Origin of the sequence: Actinoplanes sp. TBRC 11911, assembly GCF_012933445.1 — a bacterium.
GTDB lineage: Bacteria > Actinomycetota > Actinomycetes > Mycobacteriales > Micromonosporaceae > Actinoplanes.
The window spans coordinates 143,811-159,718 of the sequence record NZ_JABBNC010000022.1 but is presented as its reverse complement, the minus strand read 5'-3'; the positions used below and the strand labels follow the sequence as shown (position 1 = coordinate 159,718).

The following is a 15,908-nucleotide window of genomic DNA, read 5'->3' as shown; positions in this document are numbered from 1 at the left end:
CACAACTCCCCACACCCACAAGGCACCACCCCCGCCGTGAACAGCCACACCCACCCAGCCGCCACAACTCCCCACACCCACAACGCACCACCCCCGCCGTGAACAGCCACACCCACCCAGCCGCCACAACTCCCCACACCCACAAGGCACCACCCGGCGTGGGGAGCCGCGTCCTGCTGGACGTTGCGGCTGTCCACGCCTGGGCCGGCTACGGCGGCACGGCGGCCAAGCCAGCTGAACGGCTAAACATCATGGGCGTCGTAAGGCGGCTCAGACCGACACCCGTTGACCACGCCGCTTCGAGACGCAGCAACGGGCATCCCGGCGGCCACGCTGATCCCCGCCGCCACCCGGTGATCCCCGCCACGGGCTACGCAACAACCCCGACCGCCGTCGGCAAATCGACACGCCCGGACGGCGCAAGCGGCGAAGCCGATCAGCGCCGGGACCGCTGACCCGAAAATTTCGAGGGCCCTCCGACGAGCTGCGACGCCCGCCGCCGTCACCCGCCGGCCGTTGGCTGCGACGCCCGCGGCCGTCACCCCGCCGGCCGTTGCCCGGGATCGCGATGCAGCGGCAGTTCAACGTGGACGGTGCTGCCGGCGTCCGGGGCGCTTTGCACGGAGAACCGGCCGCCGAGTGACTCGACGCGGTCTTTGAGGCCGAGCAGCCCGGTTCCGCGGGTGATGTCGGCGCCGCCGCGGCCGTCGTCGCTGACCTGTACCCGTAGCATGCCGTCCTGTTCGACGGCCGCCATCACGGTGACCGAGCGCGCGTGGGCGTGTTTGGCGGTGTTCGTGAGCGCTTCGGCGACGGTGAAGTAGGCGGCGATCTCCACCTGTTCGCCGAGGCGCTCATCGACGCGTAGGTCCAGCGAGACCGGGACGGCTGACCGCCGGGCCAGTGCGCGCAGTGCCGGGCGCAGGCCGCCTTCGGCCAGGACCGCGGGGTGGATGCCGTGGGCCAGCTCGCGTAGCTCGTCGGTCGCCCGGTCGGCTTCGGCGGCGAGGGTGGTCAGTCGTGCCGTCAGGTCGTCGCTGCCCGGCGGGGCGGCCTGTATGGCCATGCGGGCGAGCATGGCGACGGTGACCAGGCGTTGCTGGGCGCCATCGTGCAGGTCGCGTTCGATGCGGCGGCGGGTCTGGTCGGCGGCCGCGACGATGCGGGCGCGGGAGGTGGTGAGTTCGGCGTAGAGCTGGGCGTTGTCGAGCGAGACGGTCAGTTGGGCGGCGATGAGTTTGACGGCGTCGAGGCGTTCGGTGGTAAACGCGCCGCGGATCAGCCGGTTCTCCAGTAGCAGCACCGCTCGTAGGTTGCCGCGGCTCAGCACGGGCAGGGCCAGCAGCGAGCAGCCGGCGACACCGGCCAGATACGGGTCGTGGGCGAACCGGTCGTCGCGGGTGGCGTCGTCGATGACCAGCGGTTCGCGCACGCGTTGCACGTAGCGCAGCACCGACATCGGGGCGGTGTCGGTCAGCCAATCCTGCTGCTGGTCGTTCCACAACAGCAGCCGCACCTCGGTGGCGCCGGTCATCGCGCTCAGCACCTCGACCACCCGGGCTTGCAAACGCTCGATGCTGGTCTCCGAGCTCAGCGCCTGCGACGCGGACAGCACCCCGAGCAGGTCCAGGGTGCCGGTGGTGACCGGTGCTCGGCGGGTCTCGGCCGGTCGCAGCGCCGGATACGCCCAGTCGAGCTGGGCGACTTTCGCGTCGGCGCCCCAGGCCGCGTAGGCGTCGCGGGCGCGGGCGAGCAGTTCGTGTCCGGCGTGTTCGGCGCCGTGCGCGAAGTGGAACCGGGCGGCGCGTTCGGTGATCAGCGCCCGATGCCACGGCCGGCGGTGCGCCGCTGCCTCGCGTAGGGCGGCGTCGAAGGCCAGCACGGCGGCGCGGAAGTCGCCGACGGCCCAGGCCCGTTCGGCCTCGATCAGGCGCAGCATGTGCAGGAAGTTGTCCGGCGCGTCCGCCGCCCTTGCGGCCAGCCACCGGGTCACCTCGTCCAACTCGGCCAGCGATCCGGTGACACCGCTGGTACGGGCCTGCCCGGCCAGCGCCAAGCCACGAAGAAGCCGGGCCAGGGCCGTCGGATAGTGACCGCGGGCGGCCGGGACCAGCGGCATCGCCGCCGCCGAATGTTGTTCCAGGCCGGCCGCGTCGCCAAGGATCGCGGCGGCAACCGCGCGGTTGATGTGCGCGTGCAGCAGTGCCGACGGGTTGTCGGCGTGCCGGTCCACCGGCATCCCATCGTCGCCGCCCCCGCCGCGGAGCACCCCCGCCAGCCAGCGGTAACTATCCAGCCATTGGCCGGTCTGCTCGTTGCCGGTCCGCCGGACGAAGACCAGCCCCGCCTCGATCTCGGCCACCCATTCCGCCAGCGTCGGGACATACTCGAGCATGCCGACCACGGCGGTGTGGTAGGTGTAGCCGGCCCACGCCAGGTCGCCGCCGGCGAGCAGTCCGTCACGGGCCTGCAGGGCCTCGCGGACCGCGTGCTCGACCGGTTCGAACCAGCAGACCATGCCGGCGTACGACGCACGTACCAACGAGGTTTCCGGCTCGTAGCCGCGCGCCTCACCGATTTCCACCACCCGCCGCATCGCGCGGTAGCCGACCGCGTAGTTCTCGTCGCGCTTGACCGTCGCCGCGTTGGCGGCCACGCCGGCCGGACCAACCAGCGACCGGGCCGGACCGTGCGCCGACCAGATCCGCGGCGCCTGCAGGGTCAGCCACAGGAACAAGGCGAAGTCGTCCGGGATGAAGAAGGCCGCCGGGACGAGGGCGCCGATCATGGCGGTCGCGGCCAGCAGGACCGGATCGTCGATCTCCGCCCGGGTCAGCTCGCCGTCCGTGCCGGTGTGCTCCAGCCAGGCGTACAGATGGCCGATCTGCTGCTCGACCTCGGCGGGGGACGGGTGCGCCGGGACCGCGATGCCGAGGTCACGCAGGGACGCGACGCCGAGGGCGACCGCGTCGGCGAACCGGTTGCGGTGCGTCAGGCTGTGCACCTGGACGGCGGTCGGCTCGGCGCGTTGCACCGCGGTGGTGGGCAGGGCCTCGATGGCGCGGAATTCCTCGTCCGCCTCGTCCAGGCGCCCCAGCGTGTAGAGCGCGGTCTGCCGTCCGGTGCGCAACGCGACGAGCGTGCCGGTGTCGCCCGGGTCGGCGAGCGTCAGCGCGGCGCCGAGCAGGGTACTGACCAGCACGTGGTCCGCAGTGGCCCGGGCGTGTCCGGCGGCGTCGCGCAGCAGGGCGGCAACCCGCCGCCGTTCGGCCGGGTCGTCGATCGCGCCGGTCACCGGCAGGTACTGCTCGGCGGCGTCCGCGGCGAGTCCGGGCGAGCGGGCCAGCCGGCGGGCCATGGCCAGGTGCAGGTCGCGTCGCCGGCGCCCGGGAATGCCGCGCAGGATCGACTCCTGGATCCGGTCGTGCCGGAACCGCACCGCCTGCTCGGCGCCCGGCTCGGCGCCCGGCTCGGCGCCCGGCTCGGCGCCCGGCTCGGCGGCCAGCACACCCTCCGCCAGCGCCGGGGCGAGCAGCCGCCGCACGACGTCGGCCGGTTCGCCGGTGGCGGCCCGCAGCCTGCTCACCGTGGACCGCCCGCCGAGCAGCGCCATCGCCTCGACCAGCTGCTGGGTCCGGCTCGGCAGGACCGCCACGGGTGTCGCGAGCCGGCCGGTCTCCAGCCGCGCCCGTACGGTGGCCGCGTCCCAGCGCCAGCCCCGGTCCGTCGCCGTCAGCACCCCGTCGCGCCGCAGACCGTTGAGCAATTCCACGATCTCGTACGGGTTCCCGGCGGTGTACGGCTCGATCACCTCGGCCAGGTCCCGTACCACGGCCGGATCCGCGTGCAGCATCTCGGCGACCATGCCGGTCCGGGCCGGGCCGGGCAGCGTGTCCAGCCGCAACAGCCGCACCCCGCCGCGGTCCGGCCAGCGTTTCAGCGACGTGGCCAGCGGATCCGCGCCGGCCGGGTCCCGCCGCCGGAACGCTGCCACCACCAGCAGCCCGGGGATCGGGTCCTCGTCGAGCAGCAGGTCGATGAAGCCGAGCGGGGTCCGGCCGGCCCATTGCAGGTCGTCCAGGAACAACACCATCGGACGCCGTGGGGACGCGACCGCCCGCAGAATCTGGACACCGTTGCGCTGACCCCGTACCTGCGCGGTCATCGGATCTCCCGGGTCCGCCGGCACGCCCAGCAGCACGGCGTACTCGGGGACCACCGCGGCCATCAGAGCCGCGTTCGGGCCCAGCGCCGCCCGGATCCGGTCGCGGACCGCGGCCAGCCGGTCCTCCGGCTCGGCCAGCAGCAGCCGGCTCAGCGCCCGGAACGCCTGGTAGACGCCGCTGGCCTCGACGTCGCGCCGGTACTGGTCGAACTTGCCGGCCACGAACCAGCCACCGGCGCGCGTCACGACGGGCCGCAGCTCGTCGATCAGCGCGGTCTTGCCGATGCCGGGCGCGCCGCCGACCAGCACGGCCCGGCAGCTCCCGCTCAGCGCGTCGTCGAACGCCGCCTGTAACGCGCCCACCTCGGCGTCCCGGCCGACCAGCCGCGACGGCGGCAGCAGGCGCAGCGGGACGTCATGCTGCCCGATGCGGCCCTGGGAACGGCCGTCGCGCAGCCGCCGCAGGTCGTGGACCACACCGTCGGCGGTCTGGTAACGGTTGTCCGGCTCTTTCTCCAGCAGATGCAGGATGATCCCGGACAGCGTCTCGGGCAGTGCCGGGTTGAGCTCGGCCGGCGGCGCGGGCACCCGGGCCAGGTGATCGTGGGTCAGGCGCAGCGGGTCGCCGGAGCCGAACGGCGGCGTGCCGGTGGCGAGTTCGTACAGGGTCGCGCCGAGCGCGTACAGGTCGGCGCGCTGGTCCACCGGCCGGCCGGTCCGCCCGGTCTGCTCCGGCGCCAGGTAGGCGAGGGTCCCGACGATGTCGCCGTGGTGGGTGAACTCGGGCCGGATCTGCGCAAAGGGGGTGGCCAGGGCGAAATCGACGAGCCACGGCTCGCCATCCGCGGCGATCACCACGTTCGCCGGGCTGATGTCGCGATGCATGACCAGCCGGTGGTGCAGTCCGGCCACCGCCGCGGCCAATGCGGACGCGAGCCGGATCAGGGCGCCAGCGTCCAGCGGCGTCGACGCGTGGTCCAGGCTGGTGCCGGCCACGTCGTCGAGCAGGATGGCCCCCGGGTAGAGCGGGTCCTCGACCAGGTGCGCCACCCCGGGAATCCCGCGCAGCCGCTGCAGCATCGCGCGTTCCTGCCGCAGCCGGCGCGGCGCGTCCGCCCCGAGCGGCTCCTTGCGGATCACGGTGCGTCCGGTGAGGAACAGCCGGGTGACCCGCGTGCGCTCGCTCGCGTGCAGGACCTCGGCCGCTACCGGCGGATCCCGGCCCGGGAAGACCTCTGCTGGCTCCATCCGACGCCTCCGCCCACCAGTCCTCTTCCTACGCCCGCGCGGCCCGCCCGCGCAAGTGCTGGTCAATGGCCTGATCCGCGGCGTCCGGGGCAGACACGGACCGGCTCCGGCGGCACAATGGCATCCATGCGCACCAGTGGGGCCGCGGCCGGCAGTGCGCTCTTCTTCGCCCTCGCCCCGGGCACCGTGGCCGGCCTGCTGCCCTGGGCCCTGACCCGGTGGCATCCGGGCGCCCCGCTCACGCATTGGCTGCCGGCCCGCCTGGTCGGCGTCGTCGTCCTGCTGGCCGGGGCGACGTTGCTGGTGCACTCCTTCGCCCGTTTCGTGGTCGAGGGCATCGGCACGCCCGCGCCGCTCGCCCCGCCCGCGCACCTGGTCGTCGGCGGCCTGTACCGCTACGTCCGCAACCCGATGTACCTGGCGGTCATCGCCACCATCCTGGGCCAGGCCCTGCTGCTGTGGCGCCCGGTCCTGCTGGTCTACGCCGCGTTCGTGGCGGCCGCCATGGTGGCGTTCGTCGTCGGCCACGAACAGCCCGACCTGACCCGCCGGTTCGGCGACGAGTACACGACGTACCGCCGCGCCGTCCCCGGCTGGTGGCCCCGCCTGACCCCGTGGCGCCCGGACCCTTGACACGAGGCATCGCCTAGAGTCGGGGCGATGATTCACGCCGATCAACGTTTCCGCTTCGCGGTGTTGCTGGCCGTCCTGGCGCTGGCCGGTTGCGGCAGCACCACGGCCGGCGAGCTGATGCCCGGGCCGTCCGCCGCACCGGCCACAGTGGAGAGCGCCGCGCCGCCCGACCCCCCGTCCGGCGGGTGGGAGCTCGCCGTCATCTACACCGCCGTGGCGAGGTTCCACACCGACAAGAAGGTGTCCGTCACCGGCTGCACCAAGCTGCAGTGCAGCGAAGGCACCGACAGCCTGGGCCGATATCCGGGCAGCTTCGTCAAGGCGGTCAAGGAACAGGGCTCCGGCCGGCTGACCGACGGCCGGTACCTGAACTGGAGCTACGACGTCGGCTACTGGCTGGACACCGCGCCCCGCAACGCGAGCGGCGGCACGCTGGTCCCCTACGTGTCGGCGGCCGCCGATCCGTCGGTGCTGCCGCAGGGCACCGCGTTCACCGTCACCGGCTGCGGCCACCTCTCGAACAAGAAGTCCCCGCCGCCCGCCGCGATGTGCGACCGGCTCTCCGCGGCGAGCTGGGAGGTCAGCGACGAGTTCACGCCCGGCTCGGGCGGCGACCACCACGTGGATCTCTACATCGGCGAGGAGACCCAGAAGAACTTCACGAACACGCAGTGGTACAACACGCTCAGCGGCGCCACCCTGACGCTCGCGTCCGCCGACCGATGAGTTTCGGCCCCCGGCCCGGTCTGTACCGGTGACATCCAACCGAGGAGGAGCCATGGGCAAGGTCATCGCATCCATCACCACATCCGTCGACGGCTACGTCACCGGCCCGGACGACGGCCCCGAGTTCGGCCTGGGCCGCGGCGGCGAGCGCCTGCACTACTGGGTGATGGGCGGCCCGTGGACCTACGACGGCGGCCACGACTTCGCGATGCACGGCCCGGACAAGCAGTTCTACGACGAGATGGTCGCGACGCTCGGTGCCGGCGTGGTCGGCCGGGGCATGTACGACGCGGCCGGCGCGTGGGGCGGCACCAACCCCTTCCCCGGCACGCTGTTCGTGCTCACCCACCGCACCGAGGACCAGCCGGCGAAGGAGTCCGGGTTCCGCTTCGTCGCCGACCTCGGCACCGCGCTGACCCAGGCGGCCGAGGCGGCCGGCGACCGCGACATCTCCCTCGGCGGCGGCGCCGACCTCATCCGGCAGGCCCTGACCGCGGGCAAGGTCGACGAGCTCGTCATCTCCACCGCCCCGGTGATCCTGGGCGGCGGCAAACGTTTGTTCGAGGGCTTCACCCGCGACGTCGACCTCACCATCATCAAGACCTACAGTTCCCCGTACGCGACCCACGTGCGCTACACCGTCACCAGGTAGCCGCCGCGCGGTCTCGTGAATTTTCGCTGCTCCGGCACGTCTGGTGGGTGCGGGATTCCCCCGAGACGACGCGACGGACGAGGTCGAGGATGAGCAGCTTCACCGATGACGAGATCAAGTTCCTGCAAGAGGACGGACGGCGGCTCGGGCGCATCGCCACGGTGGGCCGCACGGGCAGCCTGCACGTCGCCCCGGTAGGTTTCGGCTACAACCGCGCCACCGACGTGCTCGAGATCCGCGGCGCCGACCTGCCGCTGACCAAGAAGTGGAAGGACCTGGCCCGCGACCCCCGCGTCGCCATCGTCATCGACGACGTCCTCCCGCCGTGGCACCCGCGCGGCGTCGAGGTCCGCGGCCACGCGACCGTGATCGACGGTGACGACCCGGTCATCGTGATCACCCCGGAGCGCATCGTGTCCTGGGGGCTGCCCGGCATGGAGTTCCTCGACCGCAACGGCCGCGACGTCTGACCGCCCCGGCCCGCGAGCCCATCCGACCGGCCCGACCCGCGAGCCCATCCATGGCGGCGCCCTAGGACTCGCGGACCACCAGGTGGCCCTCGACCACGTGCACACCCGGCGCCGGATGCCCGTCGATCGCGGCCAGCAGCAGGTCACCGGCGCGGTGGCCCAGCTGCTCCAGGCCCAGGTCCACCGTGGTCAGCGGCGGGCGCGCGGCCTCGGCGATGACCTCCCAGTTGTCGATGCCGACGACGCCGACCTGCATCGGCAGCGCGGCCCCGGCCTCGCGCAGCCCGTCCGTCACGCCCCGCGCGACCACGTCGCTGCCGCAGAACACGCCGTCCACGTCCGGGTGGCCGCGCAGCAACTGCGCCGCCGCGAACCGGCCCCACGTCTCGGTCCAGCTGCCGAACATCGGCTCGCCGGCCATCGCCAGGCCCAGCTCAGCGAGCGCGTCGGCGGCACCGGCCGCCCGCTCGCGGGCCGCGGCGTGTGACTGCGGGCCGGTGATGTGCGCGATCCGGCGGCGGCCCGTCTTCACCAGGTGCTCCACCGCGAGGCGGGCGGCGCCGCGCTCGTCGCTCACCACGCTGCAGTCCTCCGGATCGTTGCTCGGGGCGAAGGCGTACACGACGGGGACCGGGAGATTCTCGCTCAGCGGTGGCCGGGGGTCGGTGCGCCGGCCCGCGACGATGATGCCGTCGACCTGCCTTTCCAGAAGTTTCCGCAAGTGGTGTGCCTCGCGGATCGGGTCGTCGCGGCTGTCGCAGAGGAACGCGATCATCTCGCCGACGCCGAGCGAGTCCTCGACGCCGCGCATCACCGGGATGCTGAACCGGCCGTAGCTGTCGGTCGTGATGATCCCGACCGTGAACGTGCGCCCGGACAACAGGCTGCGCGCGACGGTGCTGGGGGCGAAACCGAGCTCGTCGGCGGCGGCGCGCACCCGGGCCCGGGTCTCCTCGCGCAGGGTGCCACGGCCGTTGAGGGCCTTGGAGGCGGTGCCGAGCGATACGCCCGCCCGCGCGGCCACGTCCGCGATGCCGACGCGGCGCCGGGTGCCGGCTTGCTGACTCATGGGCGTCCGTCCTGGGGTTCTGGGGTCGGCCCAGCATATTCCGGAAAGGCTTTTCCGACCAAGTCCCCCGCGTACCTGCGCTTTACACATTCGTGTCCGTGCAAGTCTTGACCCGCCCCGGCCTCGCTCCTAAGTTGGCGTCAAGAAAACGTTTTCCCCACGTTTTCCTGGTCGAGAGGCACCTCCCCGTGAACCTACGTACCGCCGCCACCGGCCCGGTCGCCCCGCGCCGGCCCGCCCGACTGAATCCCGCGCCGTCCGCCCGCTTCGACCCCGGCTCGTTCCTCGGCGCCTGGCAGGAGCGCAACGCCGAGGCGACCATCCCGCACTGCGTCACGAACCTGGAGACCAGCGGCGTGCTGGACAACTTCCGCCGCCTCGGCGACGCCGGCAACGACGCGGACTTCCGCGGTTTCTGGTTCGCCGACTCGGACCTCTACAAGACCGTGGAGGCCATCGGCTGGGAGATCGGCCGCAGCGGCACCGACCGCTGGTCCAAGCTGCTCACCGAGACCGCCGACCTCCTCGAAAGCGTCCAGCAGCCGGACGGCTACCTCAACACGTACGTGCAGGGCACCGAGGGCGAACAGCCGTTCGCGCGCCCGGAACGCACCCACGAGCTCTACTCCGCCGGTCACCTGCTGCAGGCCGCGGTCGCGCTGCACCGGGGCGGCGGCGACGACCGTTTCCTGGCCGTGGCCCGCCGCTTCGCCGACCTGGTGGTGCGCACCCCGCCGCCGATCGACGGGCATCCCGAGGTGGAGACCGCCCTGGTCGAGCTGTATCGCGAGACCGGCGAACCGGCCTACCTGCGCGCCGCCGAACTGCAGGTGGAGAGCCGCGGCCACGGCACGCTCGAGCCCGGCCGCTTCGGGTCGGTGTACTACCAGGATCACCTGCCGGTACGGGAGGCGACCGAGGCGCTGGGGCACGCCGTACGCCAGCTCTACCTCGCCGCCGGCGTGACCGACCTGTATCTGGAGAACGGCGACGAGACGCTGCTGACCGCCATGGAAGCGTTGTGGGACAGCGCTTTCGGCACCAAGCTGTACCTGACCGGCGGGCACGGCTCACGCCACCGCGACGAGGCGTACGGCGATCCCTACGAACTTCCGCCGGACCGGGCGTACGCCGAGACGTGCGCATCGGTCGCGGCGGTGCAGTGGAGCTGGCGGATGCTGCTCGCGACCGGCGCCACCAGGTACGCCGAGGAGATGGAACGCGCGCTGCTCAACACGATCGCGGCGTCCACTTCGGAAAGTGGGACGGCGTTCTTCTATTCCAACCCGCTGCAGTTGCGCACCGGGCACGACGGTTCGGGTGAGGACGCGCCGGCCGAGCGGCTGGGCTGGTACCGCTGCGCCTGCTGCCCGCCGAACCTGGCGCGGCTGCTCGCCTCGCTGCACGGCTACGCGGCCACCACCGACGCGCTGGGCCTGCAACTGCACCTGTTGAGCGCCGGCACCTACGCCGGGCCGTCGATGACCGCCACGGTCGAGACCGGCTATCCCTTCGACGGCGACATCGCGGTCACCGTCAGCGGGTCGGGCGCGCTCGCGATCCGGGTGCCGTCCTGGGCGGCCGGGGCCACCGCCACGGTGGCCGGCGGCGAGATCGTCGCGCCGCCGGCCCCGGGCGACTATCTGCGGGTGTCCTGCGGCGCGGGCGCGGTCGTGCGGCTGTCGCTGCCGATGACGCCCCGCCTGGTTCACGCCGACGAGCGGGTCGACGCGGTGCGCGGCTGCGTGGCCGTCGTGCGCGGGCCGGTCGTCTACTGCGTCGAGCAGGCCGACCTGCCGGACGGGGTCCTCGTCGAGCAGCTCCGGCTGGACCCCGCGGCGGACATCGAGCCGGGTGACGGCGTACGGCTGCGATTGACGGGTTTCGCGCGCCGGCCCGGACCGTCCCTCTACGGCCTGGCCCCCGGAAACACCGACACACCGCTCACCTTCACCGCGATTCCTTACCACTCCTGGGCGAACCGAGGGCCCGGCGCGATGCGCGTCTGGTTACCGATCCCCTGACAGAAAGCGGTCCCCATGAACAGGAGATACATCGCTTTAGCCGCCGCCGTGCTCGTCGTCGCCGGATGCTCGGACGCCGGCGCGACCTCCAGCGCGACCGACAAACCCACCGGCACCGCCACGCTGTGGGCGCGCGACAGCGAGAAGGCGTTCATCAACCTGCTCGCCGACGCGTACAACAAGACGCACGACGGCAAGGTCAGCGTGACCGTGGTGCCGACGGCCAACTTCGTGCAGAAGTTCGGCACCGCGGCCGCCTCCGGCTCCGGCCCGGACATCGCCTCGATCGACCTGGTCTACCTGCCGTACTTCGCGTCCAAGGGCGTGCTCGACGACCTCACCGCCGTGCAGAACCAACTGTCCTGGAAGGACGGTCTGAGCCCGGCGCACCGCAAACTCGCCGAGTACGACGGCAAGGTCTACGCGTTGCCGTTCACCGCCGAGGCGTCGGTCACCTTCTACAACAAGGATCTGTTCAAGAAGGCGGGCCTGAACCCGGACAAGCCGCCGGCGAACTTCGACGAGATGCTGGCCGACGCCCGCGCGATCCGCAAGCTGGGCAAGGATTACTACGGCTTCACGATGGCCGGGCAGTGCGGCGGCTGCAACGTCTTCGAGACCGCGCCGCATGTCTGGGCCAGCGGCGGGAAAATCCTCTCCGACGACGGCAAGACCGCGATGTTCGACAGCCCGCAGGTCACCGACACGCTGACCTTCCTCCGTCAGATGTGGACGGAGGGCCTGATGCCGCCGAACGCCAAGACCGACGCGGGCGTCGTGCAGCCGACCGCGTTCCAGAGCGGCAAGGTTGGCATGGTCAACCTCGGCGCCTTCTTCGTGCAGACCCTGGTCGCGGACCAGAAGATCGACTTCGGGGTGACGCCGATCGTCGGGAAGACCGGCGGCACCGCGAGCTTCGCCGGCGGCGACGAGATCGCGGTCACCAAGGGCGCCAAGAACAAGGCCGTGGCGTACGACTTCGTGAAGTGGGCCACCGACGAGCCGGCGCAGACGATCCTCGCGAAGAACTCGATCGTCCCGGTCCGCACCGACCTGATCGACAAGATCTACGCGCCGCTGGACCCGAGGTACCAGGCGCTCGGGGACGCCATGGGCACCGGGCAGACCCCGTACAGCGTCGTCGAGAACGGCATCATCAACGACAACAACGGTCCCTGGGCCGGCCTGATCAACCAGGGCGTCTTCGGCACCGGGGACATCACGGCCGCGCAGGCCACCGCGCAGAAGGCGGCGCAGCAGATCATCGACCAGGGCACGTCATGACGGTCTCGACCAAGGCGCGGCCGGTGGCGGACGTCTCGCCGCCGGCGCGCCGGCCCTGGCTCACCAACCGCCGGCGCCGCCAGCTCATCGGCGTCGCCGTGGTGGCGCCCGCCGTCGTGGTCGTCACGATCTTCTTCCTGATCCCGCTGGTCATGACGTTCTGGATGTCGCTGCACGACTGGCCGCTGCTGGGCGCCCACAAGTTCGTGGGCCTCGCGAACTACCGCCGGGCGATCCACGACCAGCAATGGCTGAACGCCGTCTTGTTCACCCTCAAGTACACACTGCTCATCACGCCGGTGCTGCTGATCACCGCGCTGGCGCTGGCGTTCCTGGTGAACCGGCGCGGCACGGCGGCCCGGGCCTTCCAGTCCGTGTTCTTCCTGCCGGTGGTCATCGGGTTCGCCGCGGCGGCGTACCTCTGGCTCTATCTGGCCCAGCCCAGTCTGGGCCCGCTGTCCGACCTGGCCGTCCACTTTGGTCTAACCAGCAGGGATACCAACTGGTTCGCCACCGCCACCAGTGGGCTGCTGCTGGTCAGTGCCATGGTGACCTGGAAGGTGACCGGCATGCAGATGATCCTGTTGCTGTCCGGTCTGCAGTCGATCCCGGGTGAGCTGACCGAGGCGGCGCGCATCGACGGCGCCGGCCGGTTCGCGGCCTTCCGGCACATCACGCTGCCGTTGCTGCGGCCGACGCTGGCACTGGTGTTGGTCTTCTCGGTGGCCGGGTCGCTGCTGGCGTTCGACCAGTTCTACATCATGACCGCCGGCGGCCCGTCGAACGGCACGATCACGGCGGTCTACCAGATCTACCGCGTGTCGTTCATCAACTTCGAGCTCGGTTACGGCGCCGCGCTCTCCGCCATGCTCATGGTGGCCCTGGCGGCGGTCAGCGCGTTGCAGATGCTCCTGCTGCGGAAGACGGACCATTCATGAAAACCTTTGCCGACGTACGCCGTACGCTGCCGCGCGCCGCCTGGTGGATCGCCTGCCTGTGTGTCTCGCTCGTCGTTCTGTACCCGATCTACATGATGGTGTCGCAGTCGCTGAAGTCGTCGGCCGAGTCCACGTCCAACCCGCCGACGCTGTACCCGCACACGTTCTCGGTGGACAACTACCGCTCGTTAGGGAACACCGGACAATTCGGCATATGGCAGCACGTTTTAAACAGCGTGGTGGTGGCGGCCGGCTCGACCGTGCTCACCGTCGCCCTCGCGACCCTGGCCGGCTACGGCTTCGCCCGGCTGCGGTTCCGGGGCAGCGGCCTGCTGTTCTTCGTCATCCTGGCCACCTTCATGATCCCGTTCCAGGCGATCATCACGCCGTTGTTCTCGATCCTGCACGACCTGGGCCTGGGCAACACCCTGCTCGGGCTGACGCTCGTCTACACCACGTTCCAGCTGCCGTTCGGCATCTTCCTGATGCGCAACAGCTTCGCCTCGCTGCCGGCCAGCATCGAGGAGGCCGCGCTGATCGACGGCTGCGGCTACCTCAAAGCGATGGCCCGGGTGATGCTGCCGGTCGCCATCCCCGGGCTGATCAGCACCGCGCTGTTCACGTTCTTCACGTCCTGGAACGAGTTCTTCGCGGCGCTGATCCTGGTGACCGACGAGGCCAAGTTCACCTTGCCGGTCACCCTGACCGTGCTGGCCACCAACCAGCTCGGCACCCTGAACTGGGGCATCATGCAGGCCGGAGTGGCGGTGACCGCCGTACCGTGCATCGTGCTCTATCTGTTGTTGCAGCGTTACTACGTGGCCGGCCTGGTGGCGGGCGCCGTGAAGTGACGGTTACAGGTTCGCCAGGGTCTCGTACAGGTCGTCGAGGCCCTGCGACCCCTGCGAGAGCGCGGCCATGTGCCACGCCTTGAGGTCGAACGCGTCCCCGTGCGCGGCGCGCGCCGCCTCCCGGCCCCGCAGCCAGGTGCGCTCGCCGAGCTTGTAGCCGATCGCCTGTCCCGGCATGCCCAGATAGCGGATCACCTCGCCGTCGAGCAACTCGTCGTCGAGCCCGCTGTAGCGGCCCATGAACTCGCGGGTCGCCTCCGGGGTGACCCGCTCACCCGGCCGGTACGGCGAGTTCGCCGGGAAGTCGAGCTCCAGGTGCATGCCGATGTCCACGATGACGCGCTGCAGCCGCAGCATCTGCGCGGACAGGTAGCCCAGCCGGGTCGCCGACGTGTGGTAGCCCAGCTCGTCCATCAGCCGCTCCGCGTAGAGCGCCCAGCCCTCGACGTTGGACGAGACCGCGCCCAGCGAGACCTGGTAGTTGGACAGGCTGCCGGCCACATAGAGCCACTGGGCGATCTGCAGGTGGTGGCCCGGCACCCCCTCGTGGTACCAGGCCGACGTGATGAACCACAGCGGGTAGCGGTCCTCCTTGCTGGCCGGCAGCCACGTGCGCCCGGGCCGGGAGAAGTCGAGCGTGGGCGGCGTGTAATAGGGCGCGGGTGCGCTGCCGACCGGCGCGATCATCGCCTGCACGTGGGTGATCGGCTCGGCCACGTCGAAGTGGGTTCCCTGCAGGTCGCTGATGGTCTTGTCCATCAGCTGCTGCAGGTGTTCGCGCGCCTGCTCGGCACCCTCGACGGCCGGTCCCTCGGTCTTGAGATACTCGGCGGCCTCGAGCGGCGTGGCGCCGCTGAGCACCTTCTCCGCCTCCGCCCGCATCTCGGCGTCGAGCTGGTGAAATTCATTCCAGGCCCAGCCGTACGCCTCGTCCAGGTCGAAGTCGGCGCCGTTCCACAACCGCGCCCAGATCCGGTAGCGGTCCCGGCCGACGGCGTCCGGCGTGCCCTCGGCCGCGCGGGCGTAGACGTCCTCCATCCAGGCGCGCAGCCCGGCCAGCGCGGCGGTGGCGGTGGTCGCGGCGTCGTCCAGCTGGGCGCGCAGGGAGTCCGGCCCGGCGGTCACCAGGGCGGCGAACCAGTCCCCCTCCACCCAGGCCTTCACCTGTGCGAGCAGCGCGCCGACCTGCCGTGGCGCCGCCAGCAGCCCGCGCTGGATCCCGAGCTCCAGCGATTCCCGGTAGCCGTCCAGCGCCTCCGGCACCCGGCCGAGCCGGCGGGCGATCACGCCCCACTGCTCCTCGGTCTCGTTCGGCATCTGCACGAAGGTGTGCCGGAGGACGTGCAGCGGCGACGACAAGCTGTTCACGGCGCCGCGCAGGTCCTCGCCCGCGTCGTGGACGACCAGCTCGGCGCCGATCCGCTCGCGCAGCAGGCGGGCGCAGCGCTGCTCACTTTCGTCCTGGTTCTCCGCGGCGGCCTCGATGGCATCGAGCTGCTCCAGCGTGCGGCGCCCGAGAGCGGCGACGGCCTCGGCCCCCGCCGGCGACAGGTCGGACAGCCGGTCGTCGCCCGGGTTGATGCCCAGCTGAACGGCCACGGCCGGGTCCAGCTCGGCGAGCGCCGCGACGTACGAGTCGGCAAGCCGTCGAGGGGTCATGCGTTCGTCTTCTTGATCACTGTCAGACACACCCACCAAAACGCGTCCTTACCGGGCCCCGTTCAAACAACAACCGGCGACCCTGCTCACTCAATCAACTTAGTCCGGGTGCCCGGTCCGGACCATGATATGGATCCGGTGGCGGGCGCGCCGGAGCTTTGCCTGCCCGGAAATGTGATGAAGTCGGCC

At 71.4% G+C, this 15,908-nt stretch carries 11 protein-coding genes; 8 read left to right on the top strand and 3 right to left on the bottom strand.

What is annotated here, in order from left to right:
- Window positions 1–538 precede the first annotated feature (538 nt).
- The gene (locus HH310_RS26935; protein ID WP_169178439.1) at window positions 539–5,413 is read right to left on the bottom strand and encodes an AAA family ATPase; all 4,875 of its coding nucleotides are present in this window, start codon (window positions 5,411–5,413) and stop codon (window positions 539–541) included.
- Between the two features lie 126 nt (window positions 5,414–5,539).
- Here HH310_RS26935 and HH310_RS26930 point away from each other — a divergent pair, with 126 nt between their 5' ends.
- The 4 genes from HH310_RS26930 (at window position 5,540) to HH310_RS26915 (ending at window position 7,894) form a co-directional block, all read left to right on the top strand.
- A complete protein-coding gene (locus HH310_RS26930) occupies window positions 5,540–6,046 on the top strand; it encodes an isoprenylcysteine carboxylmethyltransferase family protein (protein WP_169178438.1) in 507 nt (168 codons plus the stop codon).
- A 27-nt stretch (window positions 6,047–6,073) separates the two neighbouring features.
- The gene (locus HH310_RS26925; RefSeq protein ID WP_211192664.1) at window positions 6,074–6,772 is read left to right on the top strand and encodes a hypothetical protein; all 699 of its coding nucleotides are present in this window, start codon (window positions 6,074–6,076) and stop codon (window positions 6,770–6,772) included.
- 52 nt (window positions 6,773–6,824) lie between these two features.
- Window positions 6,825–7,424 carry a dihydrofolate reductase family protein gene (locus HH310_RS26920; protein ID WP_169178437.1) on the top strand — a complete coding sequence of 200 codons (600 nt, stop codon included), beginning with the start codon at window positions 6,825–6,827 and terminating at the stop codon, window positions 7,422–7,424.
- 89 nt (window positions 7,425–7,513) lie between these two features.
- Complete coding sequence (locus HH310_RS26915; RefSeq protein WP_169178436.1) at window positions 7,514–7,894, top strand: PPOX class F420-dependent oxidoreductase; 381 nt, start codon at window positions 7,514–7,516, stop codon at window positions 7,892–7,894.
- A 61-nt stretch (window positions 7,895–7,955) separates the two neighbouring features.
- Here the strand turns inward: HH310_RS26915 and HH310_RS26910 are convergent, their stop codons facing one another.
- Window positions 7,956–8,963: a LacI family DNA-binding transcriptional regulator gene (locus HH310_RS26910; protein ID WP_169178435.1), complete on the bottom strand. Its 1,008-nt coding sequence runs from the start codon at window positions 8,961–8,963 to the stop codon at window positions 7,956–7,958.
- Between the two features lie 188 nt (window positions 8,964–9,151).
- On the opposite strand from HH310_RS26910, the gene HH310_RS26905 reads away from it, so the two are divergent.
- Genes HH310_RS26905 through HH310_RS26890 form a run of 4 tightly spaced genes read left to right on the top strand, consistent with a single transcriptional unit; the run spans window position 9,152 to window position 14,060 of the window.
- Window positions 9,152–10,987, top strand: a complete 1,836-nt coding sequence (locus tag HH310_RS26905) for a beta-L-arabinofuranosidase domain-containing protein (RefSeq protein ID WP_312034340.1) — start codon at window positions 9,152–9,154, stop codon at window positions 10,985–10,987.
- Window positions 10,988–11,002: 15 nt separating this feature from the next.
- Window positions 11,003–12,271, top strand: coding sequence for a sugar ABC transporter substrate-binding protein (locus tag HH310_RS26900; protein WP_169178434.1), 1,269 nt, complete (start codon window positions 11,003–11,005; stop codon window positions 12,269–12,271).
- Window positions 12,268–13,209 (top strand): carbohydrate ABC transporter permease, encoded by a 942-nt coding sequence (locus tag HH310_RS26895; protein ID WP_169178433.1) that lies wholly within the window; start codon window positions 12,268–12,270, stop codon window positions 13,207–13,209. The genes HH310_RS26900 and HH310_RS26895 overlap by 4 nt, the downstream gene beginning before the upstream one ends.
- Window positions 13,206–14,060 carry a carbohydrate ABC transporter permease gene (locus HH310_RS26890; protein ID WP_169178432.1) on the top strand — a complete coding sequence of 285 codons (855 nt, stop codon included), beginning with the start codon at window positions 13,206–13,208 and terminating at the stop codon, window positions 14,058–14,060. The genes HH310_RS26895 and HH310_RS26890 overlap by 4 nt, the downstream gene beginning before the upstream one ends.
- A gap of 3 nt (window positions 14,061–14,063) precedes the next feature.
- Here the strand turns inward: HH310_RS26890 and HH310_RS26885 are convergent, their stop codons facing one another.
- Entirely contained in the window at window positions 14,064–15,719 is a 1,656-nt protein-coding gene (locus tag HH310_RS26885; protein ID WP_169178431.1) for a DUF885 domain-containing protein, read from the bottom strand.
- Between the last annotated feature and the right edge of the window lie 189 nt (window positions 15,720–15,908).